At 40.1% G+C, this 14,967-nt stretch carries 15 protein-coding genes; 7 read left to right on the forward strand and 8 right to left on the reverse strand.

Translation table 11 applies throughout. The features are described from left to right. The first annotated feature begins 174 nt into the window (after positions 1 to 174). The 6 genes from ACOB80_RS18485 to ACOB80_RS18510 are packed head-to-tail and all read left to right on the forward strand — an operon-like array spanning position 175 to position 6,271. On the forward strand, positions 175 to 1,332 hold the full coding sequence (locus ACOB80_RS18485) for a 3-dehydroquinate synthase (protein ID WP_473167350.1): 1,158 nt from the start codon (positions 175 to 177) through the stop codon (positions 1,330 to 1,332). Then, positions 1,326 to 2,192 (forward strand): UbiA family prenyltransferase, encoded by an 867-nt coding sequence (locus tag ACOB80_RS18490; protein WP_473167351.1) that lies wholly within the window; start codon positions 1,326 to 1,328, stop codon positions 2,190 to 2,192. Before ACOB80_RS18485 ends, ACOB80_RS18490 begins: the two co-directional genes overlap by 7 nt. A 7-nt stretch (positions 2,193 to 2,199) precedes the next feature. Beyond that, a complete protein-coding gene (locus ACOB80_RS18495; protein WP_473167352.1) occupies positions 2,200 to 2,802 on the forward strand; it encodes an EboA domain-containing protein in 603 nt (200 codons plus the stop codon). 14 nt (positions 2,803 to 2,816) lie between these two features. Further along, the gene (locus ACOB80_RS18500; protein WP_473167353.1) at positions 2,817 to 3,698 is read left to right on the forward strand and encodes a TatD family hydrolase; all 882 of its coding nucleotides are present in this window, start codon (positions 2,817 to 2,819) and stop codon (positions 3,696 to 3,698) included. Between the two features lie 36 nt (positions 3,699 to 3,734). Further along, the gene (gene eboE / locus ACOB80_RS18505; RefSeq protein WP_473167354.1) at positions 3,735 to 4,895 is read left to right on the forward strand and encodes a metabolite traffic protein EboE; all 1,161 of its coding nucleotides are present in this window, start codon (positions 3,735 to 3,737) and stop codon (positions 4,893 to 4,895) included. Next, positions 4,892 to 6,271, forward strand: a complete 1,380-nt coding sequence (locus tag ACOB80_RS18510) for an alkaline phosphatase family protein (protein WP_473167355.1) — start codon at positions 4,892 to 4,894, stop codon at positions 6,269 to 6,271. Before eboE ends, ACOB80_RS18510 begins: the two co-directional genes overlap by 4 nt. Before the next feature lie 32 nt (positions 6,272 to 6,303). Here the strand turns inward: ACOB80_RS18510 and ACOB80_RS18515 are convergent, their stop codons facing one another. From ACOB80_RS18515 to ACOB80_RS18530, 4 genes are read right to left on the reverse strand one after another with little or no spacing between them, the layout of a single operon-like run. Continuing rightward, positions 6,304 to 7,239 (reverse strand): VanZ family protein, encoded by a 936-nt coding sequence (locus ACOB80_RS18515; protein ID WP_473167356.1) that lies wholly within the window; start codon positions 7,237 to 7,239, stop codon positions 6,304 to 6,306. Beyond that, positions 7,236 to 8,087 (reverse strand): hydrolase 1, exosortase A system-associated, encoded by an 852-nt coding sequence (locus ACOB80_RS18520; RefSeq protein ID WP_473167357.1) that lies wholly within the window; start codon positions 8,085 to 8,087, stop codon positions 7,236 to 7,238. Before ACOB80_RS18520 ends, ACOB80_RS18515 begins: the two co-directional genes overlap by 4 nt. Beyond that, positions 8,084 to 8,932 carry an alpha/beta hydrolase family protein gene (locus ACOB80_RS18525; RefSeq protein ID WP_473167358.1) on the reverse strand — a complete coding sequence of 283 codons (849 nt, stop codon included), beginning with the start codon at positions 8,930 to 8,932 and terminating at the stop codon, positions 8,084 to 8,086. Before ACOB80_RS18525 ends, ACOB80_RS18520 begins: the two co-directional genes overlap by 4 nt. A 5-nt stretch (positions 8,933 to 8,937) precedes the next feature. Further along, positions 8,938 to 9,186 carry an acyl carrier protein gene (locus ACOB80_RS18530; protein ID WP_473167359.1) on the reverse strand — a complete coding sequence of 83 codons (249 nt, stop codon included), beginning with the start codon at positions 9,184 to 9,186 and terminating at the stop codon, positions 8,938 to 8,940. A gap of 135 nt (positions 9,187 to 9,321) precedes the next feature. Here ACOB80_RS18530 and ACOB80_RS18535 point away from each other — a divergent pair, with 135 nt between their 5' ends. After that, positions 9,322 to 10,035, forward strand: a complete 714-nt coding sequence (locus ACOB80_RS18535; RefSeq protein ID WP_473167360.1) for a tetratricopeptide repeat protein — start codon at positions 9,322 to 9,324, stop codon at positions 10,033 to 10,035. Here ACOB80_RS18535 and ACOB80_RS18540 read toward each other — a convergent pair. Genes ACOB80_RS18540 through ACOB80_RS18555 form a run of 4 tightly spaced genes read right to left on the reverse strand, consistent with a single transcriptional unit; the run spans position 10,021 to position 14,965 of the window. Continuing rightward, on the reverse strand, positions 10,021 to 11,076 hold the full coding sequence (locus tag ACOB80_RS18540; RefSeq protein ID WP_473167361.1) for a GNAT family N-acetyltransferase: 1,056 nt from the start codon (positions 11,074 to 11,076) through the stop codon (positions 10,021 to 10,023). The two genes, ACOB80_RS18535 and ACOB80_RS18540, sit on opposite strands and share 15 nt — an antisense overlap. Before the next feature lie 19 nt (positions 11,077 to 11,095). Beyond that, entirely contained in the window at positions 11,096 to 12,259 is a 1,164-nt protein-coding gene (locus ACOB80_RS18545) for a carboxylate--amine ligase (RefSeq protein WP_473167362.1), read from the reverse strand. A 20-nt stretch (positions 12,260 to 12,279) separates the two neighbouring features. Then, positions 12,280 to 13,227, reverse strand: coding sequence for a polysaccharide deacetylase family protein (locus tag ACOB80_RS18550; protein WP_473167363.1), 948 nt, complete (start codon positions 13,225 to 13,227; stop codon positions 12,280 to 12,282). Next, positions 13,217 to 14,965, reverse strand: coding sequence for an asparagine synthetase B family protein (locus tag ACOB80_RS18555; RefSeq protein WP_473167364.1), 1,749 nt, complete (start codon positions 14,963 to 14,965; stop codon positions 13,217 to 13,219). Before ACOB80_RS18555 ends, ACOB80_RS18550 begins: the two co-directional genes overlap by 11 nt. Positions 14,966 to 14,967 lie beyond the last annotated feature (2 nt).

Raw genomic sequence — 14,967 nt, forward strand, 5'->3', positions numbered from 1 at the left:
CAAAATCTTAATTTTACTGAGGTTAAAGGTCAACTAAAAGCCATAAATTCCACAGATATTTCATATTTGTTCATGATTGTTAATTGTATGTTTCATGATAGAATGCAAAACGATTCTAAAACACCGATAAATACAGGGATATATATCGGCTTTTGTATACATTAAGGACTTTTGATGTCGTCAATTAAAGCAAGTTTTGCTGTACCTTTTCAGTTTTCGGTTATTTTTCTAGAAAACATCTTGTTAAACAGCGACTCTGCCAGTGAATTATTCGCAAACATTGCACCAAACAGCAAAATTTTGCCCGTTATCGAAACTTCTCTAATCGACAATGATCCCAGCTTAGGTTCCCAATTAACAATATTACTGAATACCCAAAACTTAGACGCACAGACTCCCTTGGTTTTACCAGGCGGTGAAGAATGTAAAAATACCGATGTCTATGTTAAGCAAATCATTGATGCCTGTATTGATTACCAAATTGATCGTCACAATTACATCTTAGCTATCGGCGGCGGTGCTTTTCTAGATATGGTCGGATATGCAGCTACTATCTGCCACCGCGGCATTCGTTTGATTAGGATGCCCACCACAGTACTCGCGCAAAACGACGCGGGCGTTGGTGTTAAAAATGCCATCAACTATGATAACCGCAAAAATTTTGTTGGTACATTCGCTCCTCCTTTTGCCGTTATTAACAGTTACCATTTTATAGAATCTCTACCGACACGAGATAAACGCGCAGGCATCGCAGAAGCGATTAAAGTCTCCTTGATCAAAGATGCTGACTTTTTTAATGAACTGTATCGCAACCGTCATCAACTAAAAGAATTTGAGCCTGCATCTATGCAGCAGATGATAAAACGCTGTGCGGAATTGCATTTAGAGCATATTTGCCATAATGGTGACCCATTTGAGCGAGGCTCAGCTCGGCCTCTCGATTACGGTCATTGGAGCGCACATGCGTTAGAAGAAATATCTAACTTTAGCTTAAAACACGGTGAAGCCGTTGCTTTAGGGTTACTTATTGATTCTAAATACAGCCAGCGAATGGGTTGGATAACTGAGACTCAATTTGCACAAATTGAAGAGTTAATTCGCTGTGTCGGCTTTGAAGACAAGCATGACGCAATTAGCTCACTCGATGTGAGCGCATCATTAGAAAACTTTCGCGCACATTTAGGTGGTCAATTGTGTATCACCATGCTAACGGATATCGGTCAATGTAAAGAAGTTAACGATATTAATGAGCAAGTGATGAAAGAATGCGTTAGCAGGCACATCAGCGAACTTCCTGTATCACCAGCACAAACAGAAGTTGAAGCATGTTAAAGAGTTACCTAAAGCTGATTAGAGCGCCAGGAATTTTTTCTATCGCCAGTAACATATTGGCATCGCTAACATTATTATCGCTGTTATCTATCGAAGTCGCCTTGAACTTATCCGACTATTTACTATTGGTTTTGATAAGCTTGTCTTGGTATCAATTTGGCATGATCACCAACGATATCGCAGATTTTAAAGAAGACAGTGAAGAAAGACCTTTTAGACCACTGCCTAGTCAGGCTATTTCAATCTCAGCGGCAAAAGGCTTTGCGCTTTTTTGGGCTGGCATTGCCCTCGTTTTAAGTAGCCTAGTATCGCTAGATTTTACCGTATATAACCTAATATTCGGTGGCGTCATAGTCAGCTATAACTTTTTAACGAAAGGTCGTTTCTTCGGCCCAATGAATATGGGGTTAGTAAGAACACTTAATTGGTGTTTAGTACTGGCTTATTTTGACACGGTTCAAACTATTGTCGTATATATAGCGGCCTTAATTGGTCTTTACACGGCAATCGTTACGCTGATTAGTCACTATGAAACCAATAAGCTACCTTCAAAAGTTCGCTTTTTCGCTAGTGGCTTGTTTGTCTGTGCAGCGATATTCGCTCTAGCAATTGGCCAAGTCATTGATATTAGCTATGTGCAAACACTACCTCTGGTCGCGTTTTTCGGATATTTTGCTATATATACCTATAAATTTTCTTCTGAAGAATCGCCACAGCTGTTAGTAATGTTGTTACTTAAGTCTATGGTGTTGTTGGATGCAATTATTTTACTGGTATTTCTGCAGTGGCAACTAGCTTTGGTTGCTGCATCATTGTTACTATTCAGTAGTCTTTTAGCTAAACGTATTTACTTAACTTAAACACATCATGACACTAAACTTAGCAACGATTGAAAAGCACCTTCCTACTGTTGTCTTCGAAAAACTTCAACAGCTTAAAGATGAATTAGCGGAAAATGAAACGCGCATAGACACCTTTTCAGGGTTACCCCTGATGTTAAGAAAGCATGGCGTAAATCAATTTACAAAAGTATTTCAACAATTCAATACGCTTGATTTAGCTCGCATTTACTGGGTTTATTTGCATTTAGAAACGATTGATTTTCCACTATGGCTAAGTATCAGCGACGATGAAGAAAAACAAAGTTTAGTGCTAGGTTTATCTATGCTAGACGCAAAAGGAAAATACGTTGATGACATTGTCGACTTAAAGCGCACCAATAGCGTTGAACTCCTTGCCGCTTTAGCACTTAACAACGACTACCCTGCTCAGTTTTTTAACGAGCCAGATTTTAATCAATTAGTTTTAAAGTCTCTGTTTTGCAATATCGATATCAGTAGCATGACGAGATTGTCTGAACGGTTAAACCCTGAACTTACCCGCATGACAACAGACTATCGCGAAGAGCTAATCGCCGCGAATAGAGCAATTCCGGCAAGTTTACCGTTAGCCATTGAACCTCATTTATAACACGGAGTTTATTTATGCATTTTGTTGACCCTCACATTCACATGATGTCGCGCACGACTGACGACTATGAGAACATGGCTGCTGCAGGTGTCGTTGCCGTTGTAGAGCCAGCATTCTGGCAAGGCCAACCACGCACAGGATTAAGCACATTCGTTGACTATTTCAATACCCTTGTTGGTTGGGAAAGGTTTAGAGCAAAACAGTTCGGTATCATGCACTACTGCACTATGGGTATGAACCCTAAAGAAGCCAATAACCGTGAGTTAGCTGAAGAAGTACTTAAAGTCATTCCTCGTTACCTAAACAAAAGCAGTGTATTGGCTGTTGGGGAAATCGGCTTTGATGATATGACCCCAGCAGAAGAGTACTTTTTCCAAGCACAGTTAGAAATGGCAAAAGAATACAATTTACCCGCCTTAGTGCACACGCCTCATCGCGACAAAATTAATGGTACTAAACGTACCATCGAACTAGTGCGTGAAGTAGGGATTAACGAAGAATTAGTGTTAATTGATCATCTAAATGAGCACACCTTACCTTTGGTCAAAGAAACAGGATGCTGGTGTGGCCATTCTATCTACCCAGATACTAAAATGTCAGAAGACCGTATGGTAAGCCTATTACAGGAATACGGCACCGAGAAAATGGTGGTTAATAGCGCTGCAGATTGGGGAAAAAGTGACCCACTAAAAGTGCCTAAAACCGGCAAAGCAATGCAAGAAGCGGGCTTTAGTGATGCTGATATCGAAAAAGTTTTGTTTGAGAATCCAATCAACTATTACGCGCAAAGTGGAAAAATTTCACTAGAAGAAGTGAAGCGCCCTTTAATTGATCAACGTGAATTATTTGAAGATAACTCTGCGTTGCGCGGTCAAACGCCGATAGTCGAAAAATAGTAAGACAGTAACGTCGATGGTCAGGAGTAACGGTTAATGGCTTGGCGCGCCAGCAATATTGCTTATTGTAGCAATGTTCATGCTTATGAAACGGTAGAGCAGTTTCTTAACATGCTTAAAGTTCACGCGCTGCCAATAAAGGCAAACAGGCACCTAGAACAAATGGCGTTAGGGCTTTGGTTTAATCAAGCGCTCATCGAAGATATTGGCAATAATCCATCGAGCATGACTGCGCTTGTCGATTATTGCCAGGCTAACCAGCTGCACGTGTCGACGATCAATGCCTTTCCTCAACGAAAATTTCATGGTGATTCAGTTAAACAGCAAGTTTACCTACCCGATTGGAGTGAAAGCGAGCGTCTTGCTTACACCTTATCTATTGTTGATATTATCGCAACCTACCCATCGCTTTTTGAAACAAACGTTTCGATATCCACGGTACCGCTTGGCTACAAAAATACATGGAACACTGAAAAACACCAGGCAGCCGTTGATCAATTAAACGCTTGTGCTCACGCTTTTAGCCGCTTTAAACAAGACACGGGCATCAACCTCACCCTATGCATTGAAATGGAGCCTGATTGCACACTTGAGTACACCGAAGAGCTTATCGATTTCTTTGTAGACGATTTACATATCAAAGAAAACAAAGTGGCAGCAGCGCATTTAGGAGTTTGCTACGACGTTTGTCATCAAGCCGTAATGCACGAAGATATTCAGGCAAGTGTAGCTGATATTATTGGCGCAAATATTCAGATAGCTAAGATCCAGGTATCTAACGCAATAGAGTTTGATCATCAACATATAGAACAGGTTAGTAAAGAGCTGCAGCCCTTTTATCACTCACCGTTTCTGCACCAAATAAAATCACAGGTAAATTCGCAAATCACCAGCTGTGCTGATTTACCCGAAAACCAGTGGCAAACCCTACCCGTCTCAACATTGTCACGAATGCATTTACACGTACCTATTTACCAAGAAAGCTTTACAACCCATTTACGCACAACCCAGCAGCAAATTCTTGCGCTAATTGACTCGTTAGCGAAATATCAAATAAACCCAGATATTGAAGTAGAAACGTACACTTGGGGTATATTGTCCCACGATAATTCTCCAGAACAGCTTAACGACAATATCGCTATTGAATGCCGCTGGCTATGTGAACAACTTAAGAAAAAGAATCTACTAATAGCATGACAGATATCACTAAAAAGCTAGCCGTCATCAATATTGTTGGCTTGTCTTCGAATTTAATTTCTAAAGAAAATATGCCCTTTCTGGCTAAGTTGAGTCAGCAACAATCGATTAAAGCATTAAAGCCAGCATTTCCTGCAGTAACAACCACAGGACAAAGCGCCATGCTAACGGGAAAAACTGCTACTGATCACGGTATCGTCGGTAATGGCTGGTATTTTCACGATCTAGCAGAAGTCGGATTTTGGAAACAATCAAACCAGTTAGTCAAAGCGGAAAAAATTTGGGACAAGCTAAAGAAAGACAATGCTGAATTCACGGTTGCCAATAGCTTTTGGTGGTACAACATGTATTCATCGGTCGATTACTCGATGACGCCAAGGCCACATTACCCCGCCGATGGCAGCAAAATATTTGATTTGTATTCAGCCCCAGATCAATTCCATTATGAAATAGAGCAAGAAATAGGCAAGTTTCCATTCTTTCATTTTTGGGGGCCTAAGGCTGACATCAAATCAAGTGATTGGATCGCCAAAGCCGCCATCAAAGTTCAAGAAAAGTACCAACCAAACTTACACTTAGTTTATTTGCCTCATTTAGATTACAACTTACAAAAGTTAGGGCCAAATCACCCTGATATCACCAACGACTTGCGAGCAATTGATAATCTAGCACGAGAACTTTTTGAGGATTTTCAGCGACTAAATACCGAATGTGTATTCGTATCAGAGTACGGTATTGAGCCAGTAAACCATCCCATCGCCATCAATAAAGTGCTCCGCGAGAATAACTATATTAAAGTGCGTAAAACTGGTGACCATGAGTTACTTGATGCTGGCGCTAGTGACGCTTTTGCTGTTGCTGACCACCAAGTTGCCCATATCTATATCAAGGACAAATCTCAGTTAGAGAGCATTAAAGTTTTAATAGAAAGTATACCCGGTGTCGAGAAAGTATTAGATAGCGACACAAAGACTCAATACGGCATTGAACACGCGCGCGCAGGAGATCTTATTGCCATTGCTAGCGCCGATGCATGGTTTACTTATTACTATTGGCTTGATGATAAAAACGCTCCTGATTTTGCACGTACCATAGATATTCACCGCAAGCCTGGCTACGACCCAGTCGAAATGTTTCTCGACCCTGACAATCCTTTTGTAAAAGGAAAATTAATTTGGCGAGTGCTTCAAAAGAAACTTGGATTTAGAACTTTGCTCGATGTGATTCCTTTGAAACCTGAACTCATCAATGGCAGCCATGGAAGAATTCCTGAAGAAAGCAAGTATTGGCCAGTGGTCATTGGTGATGCCAGTCATATAGAATCGTGCGAAGCGCTAACTGACATATTTGCGTTGATTGAAGGTTATTTTGAATAAGCTAAAAGATATTTCTAGCTCTAACCATAGCGCTAACGCAGTTGCATGTTGGCAATGTAAATCTGATTGATTTTCTCAGTATTGCCGACAAACAACGAAATCTTACTCATATCAGCTAAGTCCATCAGGCGCGAATTAGGCGCTTGTTCGAGTTCATTTAGAGAAATTTCGATACTTTGCTCACCTGCTTTAACCTCGTAACAGCGGTCAAAGCGATCACCGCTCGGCTGACCAAGGTCGTCATGTTTTTTGTCTGTTACTTTTACGCAAAGCGGCACAGTCAAACTTTTCAACGCTAAGATATCGATCGCTAGATAGCGATAATTTCGCCAATCTTTTTGAAAGTGCCCAAAAGTAACGCTTGAATAACCTTTGAAGGGTGAAAATACAGCGTGTACGTAACGCTTTGTAGATTCGTCAAGTGACGTGATAGAAACATCTGCTTGGTTATATGTTTCCCACAGCATAATTTCATGAGGGTTGGTAAAATTAGTCAGCACAGGAAACCTATCTTGCTGGTCAATGTATATGATGCCCGCTCGATACACGTCTTTTTGCTCAATGATTATGCAAAGACAGGTTAGCAGGAAAAGCGAGATAGCTAACCTCTTCTTTTTCTGCCAAAACAAATACGCGCAGCTAGCTACAGCCCAACCAAGTAAATTGCGATAAATATCCCAATAATCAAGATCACGACTAACAAACGATTGCGCTAGTTCAATCGCGGTTCCAAGGCTGGTTGTAACGATGAAGGTAAGTAAGTACCTATTTACTTTTTGAAGAGGTCCTAGATTGGGTGGCAGAAAAAAAACACCGGACAGCACAAAGAAAAATACGACATGACCGTTGTTAGTGGCGGCATGATAAAAATAAGGGGAATTAACCGAAGGCGCGCTGACGAAGAAAAAAACAAATAAAATGCTCAGCACGCAGCCGGCTAAGAGGTATAAATTTGCGCGTTTAATCACACTAATTCTTGCAAGAAAGTTGAGCTTACTTTTTCTACTTGTGCTTTAGCATTCATTGAAGAAAAGGTGTGATCAGCAGGCGAAATTCGATGCAGTGCTAATTTACTTTTTAGCGATGACCAAGATTTATTACTGTTGAGTTGATCTTCAAATTCGCGTGCAGTTAAGTCATTGTCACTTAACATCACACATACTTTACCAGAAAAGCCTTGTAAGCCCTGCAACATGCGTTCTTGATAACTCGCCGCATCGGCTTGTTGACCACCTCTACTTTGATCTACAAAGCCTTTGGCATCTTTGACACTCGATAGAAAATTAACTTTAAAAGAAAATAGCTTTTGCCAAAAGTCGCGTGACATCAGGCGAGACAGATAATAATGCTTCAGCATAGTTTTGCCATGGCTTTGATCACTTCTAAGCCAAGGGTTTGCGAGCATCATTCCTTTAACTCGTGTATCTTTATGAGCATATATAAGACAGGCAGATGCTGCATCACACAACCCCCATAAGGATAATTGGTGGTTTGGAAACAGCTGAGTGAATCGGTCTACCGCTGCAGAAATTTCATTATCCATCTGACAAAAACTACGCTTTTCGCCTGTGCTATCGCCCATGCCGAGATAGTCTAAACGCATGACAGTATATCCCTGCTCTGCCAACGCACGCGCCAGCAATACGAACTGGCGGTGACTACCAACACGGTATTGCGGACCGCCAACTAAAATTAATACAGATTTTCCAAGGCACTTTTCAGGTTCTGGCTGATGAACGATAGCCAGCATACTTTCCTGGTTAGCCACTCCGTCACAAAGCTGATCTACGGGTATGGTTTCTACAAATTCAATCATAGTGATTCACTAACACTTTCTAGTGATGAATTAAGGGTTCTGTTCTGGAGCTCGCTTAGTTGTACCAGTAAATCAGCGCTAAGCTGATACCCTTGTTCCAAAGCGAATATTTCTGGCGACTGCCAAAACTGAGGACAGGCTTGGCTTTCAACTAAATAACTGTTTTCTGCCCAAGCACCAATATTACGAGTAACCCCAGGAGAAACAGTTTCACTGCCTAATTCAAGCCAAGCAATAGGCGAGCATGGCTGTTGTTTTTTATCAAATTTCAATGCTTCAAGACTTTCTAGAAAGGCCTTATTTAATGGATAGCCAGCGACTTCAACCAATTCCCCGTCTAGAACTCGTTCACGCCAATTTACTTTCTCTTCGGCATTTTGCATCATCTCGCTAGCTTGTTTTACGCGAAACATTTGGGTGCTGATATTCTTGCCTTGCAACACAGGTTTCCAAAGTAACTGTGCCTTAATAGGCATCACTTCATGTAATTTTTTTTGATAAGCCAAAGCCAGCAGTGCACCAAATCTTACTCCCCAAAGAGTAACAGAATTAACACCCTTGCTTTCGAGCCATTGACTTAAATCAATGACATTATCGAGCCACATATCGACCGTTACTTGATCATAGTGTTTTTGGCTATCGCCAGTACCAATGTAATCAAGAATAAAACAGGCTTTACCTTGCTTAGCAAAATATTGTGCCTGTTTAGCGATGACTGCACGCGACAGATTCAACTCTTCAAATATTGGCGGTAAACAAACAACAGCTTCATTACCACCAAGCTCACCTATTTGGGTGACGAATAAGTTGCCGTGTTGGCTGTCGATAAAGTGGCCTGAAATCATGAGGATTATTCGTCCAACTTACCTTCGACAAAACTAAGTAAAGCGCCAAAAGTTTCAAACACTTCTGCGCTTATTTCATCATCTTCAATACTAATGCCGTAAAACTCTTCAACTTGCGTTAATACAGTGACAACCGCCATTGAGTCAAACTCAGGAATAACACCTAAGATTTCTGTTGATGCATCCCAAGTTAATGCATCTTCCATTTGCAAAGTATCTTTAAGAATAGTTTGAAGTTCTTGTTGTACAGACATAATTCGAATAATCACTTAAGTTGTTAGTAAATAGCTTGACATAATACATTAATTTTTTGTGGGATTTTAGTTAATTTGATGATATTTTATTGATAAGTTTTACTCTCTCTTTGGTTGCAGGATTGCGTGCTTATCATGAACTTTTTTTGTAAAACAAAAAACCTTTTCAAGTCTTTAATTTGTTCGGCTTTTCTCTTTATTGCTTTTCCGTCATGGTCGTTAGATTTTACACCGACACCGGGAGAATGGGCTGTTTGGTCTGAAATGTGTAAAGCGCGTTATGTTGTTTCAGGCGCTGGACGCACAAGTGTTTATCAAAATAAAGTTCCTGTTTCTGTGATCAAAAAATGGGAAGAGCAAGTTGGTCCAGGAGCTTGGTATGGCTTACATCACTATTGCGCAGCGTTGCACAAAGAAACACGAGGTAATATTCAAGGTGCGATAGATGAGTATATGTTTAGCTATACACAAAAAATGCCAACTGACCATTATCTGCATGCGGAAATTGGCGCAAGGCTTGCGCAGGCGCACTATAAATTAGGCAATAAAAAAGACGCTTTCGACTTTATCAGTAGCACCATTTCATTACACCCTAACTACGAAGGGGGATATATAATGAAAGCCATTATAGAGCGAAATGAAAATCAAATATCACAAGCGATTAAAACGTTAAAGTTAGGTAATAAGGCGACTAAAAATACATCCGCTGAAATTAACTACCATTTAGGCTTGGCTTATCTAAAAACTGAACAATTCGATTTAGCGAAGGAACAAGCCATAGCGGCGGAAAAACTTGGTTATCCGCTATCAGGATTAAAGCAAAAACTGCAAATTTTAAACGCTTGGTGAGCCACTACTTAACGCTTTTTTCACTTTGGTCAGTGTATTCGCTAACGCAATAACAAAGCCTTTTAGTGACAGCATATTTGCCCATTGAATGCCGATGAGTGATTTGTTTTCAGTCATCCAATCACGTTTAAATGCATCGTCACCTGAAAGAAAGTCTATCATGGTGACATCATCGATAGTGCTGCAATACTCGAACATCTTTGCCGTTAAGATAGTGCCGACAGACAGCTTCTTGTGATCTCGTTTATACGCAAGCTTAAAAATATACGCTTCTTTTTCGACAACGAACCAAATTTGCGCTGCGACAAACTCCCCTTCAACTGTTAAAGTGCCTAACCTCAGCTGCCCTTTAGATGCTGCGTCACCAACAATTTGTCGAATGAACTTATAATACGGCTCAGGTACTTTCCAGCTATCGTTATAAATCGCTTCATAATGTCCAAGCTTTTCTAACACATCTGCAGGCTCTGTCGTCACTTTAAATTCAACATCACTTTCTGCATAGAGTTTACGAGTTTTCCTTCTGATAGTGTTTTTTAAGCGAGAAGAAAAAGCCGACTGTAGTTGCTCATAACTACTAAATTTATGGAACCAATTTATGTGTTTAAAAAATGTCGTGGCTCGAAATCGAGATGAAGGCGTAAGCTCTCGATAAAGTTCACATGAAGATTCGGCAAGTGGTTGAAATTCAACTTTATCAAATGAATTAAAGAATGACTGTTTTTCTTTAAAAATAGTACTCAATGCTTGCTTTTTAGACAAGCTAGATTCATCGCAGATAACATCGTAAATAGGCGTGTAGTAGTTTGCCATCGACGCTAGTGTTTTAGTGCCGAAAGATCCTGCATATCCATATAGAGGTAATAACGCTAAAGGCTTACTGCCTTCAAACAAAGCCAGCAAATATGTGCAATGGCCATCATGTTCGACAATAAACTCTTCAAATAAAGCAAACCATTCATAACTAAGAAAGAACTGTAGTTTAGGCTCTTTAATTTGAATCTGCTCAAAAAGCTCTTTAGCGTCCTTGATTGACGGCAATATATCTACTTGATACATATTACTTGAGCTTCATTATTTTCAAAATCTTACCGCCAACAGTTCGCAAGCTTTTAAAAAAGCTACTGAAAAACGGCTTCATATCGTGTAGCGCTAAGTATGGAAAAACAGGAAGCTTTCCATTAATCCAAAAAGATTTACGCTGTTTAATCAAGCGAAAATAAACAGTGACATCTTTTTCCGTATCTAACCAAACGCGCTCATAAGTTTGTTCACCAACTTGTGATAAATCACCACCGATTGTCGCTAAATACTCAGCTTTGACTAAATCCACGTTATTAGCTCGAGCACACTCAACACTAAACTCAGTCCGGCCTATATTCGGTTCAATTAGCCAGTAGACGCCTTGGTCATCTATTTTAAATTCAATTGACACAGGGCCCGTGTAATTAGTACCTTCAAAGTATTGCTCACTTAACGTCACTAATTGACTATCAAAATAAGGCTCCATGATGGTCCCTTGCCCTAAGCCCACTGGATAGCTTTGCAATTTTCGGCCTAGAAACTTAACTAATGCCTGGCCATTTTTCATAAACATAGAGCAAAAGACTAACCGCTCATCATCACCTTCAATAAATTGTTGTGCGATAAACGGCATAGCTTCGGTATGTTCATGACAAACCTCTTGCAGTGACTGAATATCATCGACTAATTCAACTTTAAACGATGACATTGGCCTGGTAGGTTTGACGATCAAAGGAAACTTATCTGCGCTAATATCACTTAAATCACTAGTATCTTGGAGAATAAAAGATTTTGGATGTGAAACACCTGTCTTCGTAGACTGTTTTTCAATTTCATCTTTGTAATGCAGTTTGCGAACGAGTTCACAATGCTCAGACCAACTCAACAAATAAAGTGGCGCTAACGTTGCCCAATTTCTGGCAAATATTTCAACCATTTTGTCATTTGTTGGAAATAAAACGGGTTTAGGCTCACCGATAAACTTAGTTGCTAAATCAATCAAAGCATCAACTAATTTGTCGGAGTTAATATCTTCAACTTCAATAAGCTCGGCGGAATTAGTCAGAGTTCCTGGTAATTCCATATTTTTATCAAGCGCATAAACCTGCACGCCTAATTGATTTAGCGCTCTGCAAATTGACAAGCCATGGGAACAGATCCCAACAACGACTGCAGCATTTGATTGTTTCATTTTATTCATCTTTATCCTTCAATAAGCTGCTATTTACTTCTGATCTTATTTAAAATCATACGTAAATGAAATTTGAGCGGCGTTTTATCCCAAGGCGTAAATCTATTCAATTGATAAACATCAGTGTCTTTAGTCGAAACGCCAACATTAGTCGTGACAGCATAATCAAATTCAGCTGACTCAACTACATTACGAGTTTTGTCATCATAATCAATTCCCAACTTGCCGTTAGGATAAGCAAAACCGACAACAGGAGCACCAATCCACTGCTCTAATAGTGTTTTACTTTGAATAACTTGTTGTTCTTGTTCCTGTTCTGATAGTACATGCATTATAGGGTGATCGACAGTGTGAGCACCTATCTCTACCCCTAACTCATGTAGCTCTTTAGTTTGAGCTGGCGTCATCATTTTTGCCGGGTATTCACTCACACCATTTTCTTGGTACAGCGACGATACGATTTGTTTTCGCTCTGCGATTGGCAAATATTTAATCTTGTCTAAAAGTTTGTGTGCTGTACTACGCCTAGCTGTAATGTCAGTCAATTCGATGCAACCTAGATCAAGCGATGTTAAATCAATTTGAGCTAACTCTGGTGTAGACACTAAATCGATTAACCTGTCATTCCACATATTTTCACCGCTGGCAAATGCGGTCGCACAATACACAGTTGCAGGAATGTTGTATTTTTTAAGGACTGGGGCAGCAACCGTAAGATTATTCAAATAGCCATCATCGAAAGTAATACAAACGGCATTAGCTGGCAGTGTCCCCTCTTTTAAGTGCTTAAGGGCTTGTGTTAATGATAACGGCGAAAAATAACGAGAAACTAGTTTCATCTGCCAATCAAATTCTGCCTTTACCGGCTCAGTAGGCCGCATTGGATCGATTTCTTCAAAAACTTGATGATAGATAAGAATACTTAGCTTGCCTTTTGTCAGGACTTTGCCTGCAAGAGACAATAAACTATGAATCATGGGCATCATCCTCATTACCTTGTAACCAAAGTTCTAATACCACCATTATCCAAATCAATTCGCCAAAATATCCGGCGTGAACACTGTTATGGGCAGCAATTGCCTTATCAACAAGCTCAGCAGTTACTATTTTCCTTTGCTTGAATTTTTCCAATGCTTGCAACGCAGTTTTATTTAACTCAGGGTTTTCTTTTAACCAAACGCCAAATGGTAAGCCAAAGCCGTGTTTGCTCTTAGTCAAAGTATCGTCGGCTAAAAATCCGCGGCAACTTTCCTTATAGAAATGACGTAACTTTTGTCCCGGTAATTTCTGTTCAGCGGTAACCTTACAACTAAAATCCACTACAGATTTTTCTAAAAGTGGGAAATGCACATCAACACCAGCAAATTCACACATTTTGTTTACTTTTACTAAATCGTTATCTGCCAGCGTAAATTTCCAATCTAAGTACAGCATTCGGTCAACAGGGTTTTCACTTTTACAATCGTGATAGCGCGCGCGTAGCTGCTTTTCCGGTAATTCAGTATCCAAGCCTTGTAAAAATTCAGATTCAAATATTTGTTCACGACCGAGTTGATAAACAAAATTATACGACTGTAAGCGATCCGGAAGTGGTATTTCTGCTTGAGAAATGTAGCTAGCAGCCTTCTTTGCCACCGGCATCGAGGAGGTTACAGATGCGACGGGCTTGATAAGCCCTTTAGCAATTGCAGGTACTGACGACCACAATTCAAACACTTTTTGTTTCGCGTATCTATCATTCCCGGCAAACAACTCATCGCCACCGTCACCAGCAAGCAACGTATTTACACCATGCCCTTTAGCGAACATCGCACAAAAATAAGCAGCCATTGCCGAAGAGTTACCAAAAGGCTCATCAAAGTACTGTGCCACTTCAACAAATTTTTCTGCAGCTTGCTCCGATTGTAAGTAAAGTACTTCGTGCTGTGTGCCAAAGTGTTTAGAGGTAATCAACGCATACTCAGTTTCATCATAGCCTTCAGCGTCAAAGCCAATCGAAAAGGTTTTCGCTGGTTCTTCTACTTTCGCCAGCATGCCCGCGACTGTAGAACTATCTAAACCACCACTTAAAAATGCACCACAATTGCCTTTGTTATCATCTGTGATTTGATCGCTAACTGCCTTTTCAATAACAGATAAACATTCTTGATGTAATGCTTGTTCATTGCCTGGCTTAGTTTCAAACTGCGGGGAATACAATGTGGTTTCTGATTTATTACCATGCTCATCAAAAGAAACAAGTTTTCCTGGCTCTAGCTTTGCCACTTCCTGATAGATAGTGGTTGGAGATGGAATGCAGTGAAAGTAGATATAGTTATATATCGCTTGCTTAGAAACCGTATATTTACCTGAGACTTCTTTTTTCAATGTCTTTAAAGAAGTACTAAAGCTTAGCTCTTTGTTATCTAGGCGATAATAACAAGGCACCATACCAAGAAAATCATTAAACAAATGAACGCTTTTAGTGGCTAAATCTTGAATAACAATGAAGAAGCGACCAGAAAGCTCTTGATAAAAGGCGTGTAAATCTTTTGTTTGTAGGTAGTTATCTAACAACTCCTGTGCTGACAATGTATTACCTTGAAAAGTAACATCGCCCAGAAAAGAAACCCTAGCTTGCTCGTTAGCGGCCAGTTTAAATGACGAGCCTACATTAAGTGATTGCTCACTGTGCAATTCACATGTTCCAACGTCAGTTAGTTGTATTTCGCTCATGT

Source organism: Thalassotalea coralli, from assembly GCF_055786205.1.

Excerpts from the sequence above, each read along its gene's own strand:
- ACOB80_RS18485 (WP_473167350.1), top strand. The coding sequence starts at position 175 with ATGTCGTCAATTAAAGCAAGTTTTGCTGTACCTTTTCAGTTTTCGGTT.
- ACOB80_RS18490 (WP_473167351.1), top strand. The coding sequence starts at position 1,326 with ATGTTAAAGAGTTACCTAAAGCTGATTAGAGCGCCAGGAATTTTTTCT.
- ACOB80_RS18495 (WP_473167352.1), top strand. The coding sequence starts at position 2,200 with ATGACACTAAACTTAGCAACGATTGAAAAGCACCTTCCTACTGTTGTC.
- ACOB80_RS18500 (WP_473167353.1), top strand. The coding sequence starts at position 2,817 with ATGCATTTTGTTGACCCTCACATTCACATGATGTCGCGCACGACTGAC.
- eboE (WP_473167354.1), top strand. The coding sequence starts at position 3,735 with ATGGCTTGGCGCGCCAGCAATATTGCTTATTGTAGCAATGTTCATGCT.
- ACOB80_RS18510 (WP_473167355.1), top strand. The coding sequence starts at position 4,892 with ATGACAGATATCACTAAAAAGCTAGCCGTCATCAATATTGTTGGCTTG.
- ACOB80_RS18520 (WP_473167357.1), bottom strand. The coding sequence starts at position 8,087 with ATGATTGAATTTGTAGAAACCATACCCGTAGATCAGCTTTGTGACGGA.
- ACOB80_RS18525 (WP_473167358.1), bottom strand. The coding sequence starts at position 8,932 with ATGATTTCAGGCCACTTTATCGACAGCCAACACGGCAACTTATTCGTC.
- ACOB80_RS18530 (WP_473167359.1), bottom strand. The coding sequence starts at position 9,186 with ATGTCTGTACAACAAGAACTTCAAACTATTCTTAAAGATACTTTGCAA.
- ACOB80_RS18535 (WP_473167360.1), top strand. The coding sequence starts at position 9,322 with ATGAACTTTTTTTGTAAAACAAAAAACCTTTTCAAGTCTTTAATTTGT.
- ACOB80_RS18545 (WP_473167362.1), bottom strand. The coding sequence starts at position 12,259 with ATGAATAAAATGAAACAATCAAATGCTGCAGTCGTTGTTGGGATCTGT.
- ACOB80_RS18550 (WP_473167363.1), bottom strand. The coding sequence starts at position 13,227 with ATGATTCATAGTTTATTGTCTCTTGCAGGCAAAGTCCTGACAAAAGGC.
- ACOB80_RS18555 (WP_473167364.1), bottom strand. The coding sequence starts at position 14,965 with ATGAGCGAAATACAACTAACTGACGTTGGAACATGTGAATTGCACAGT.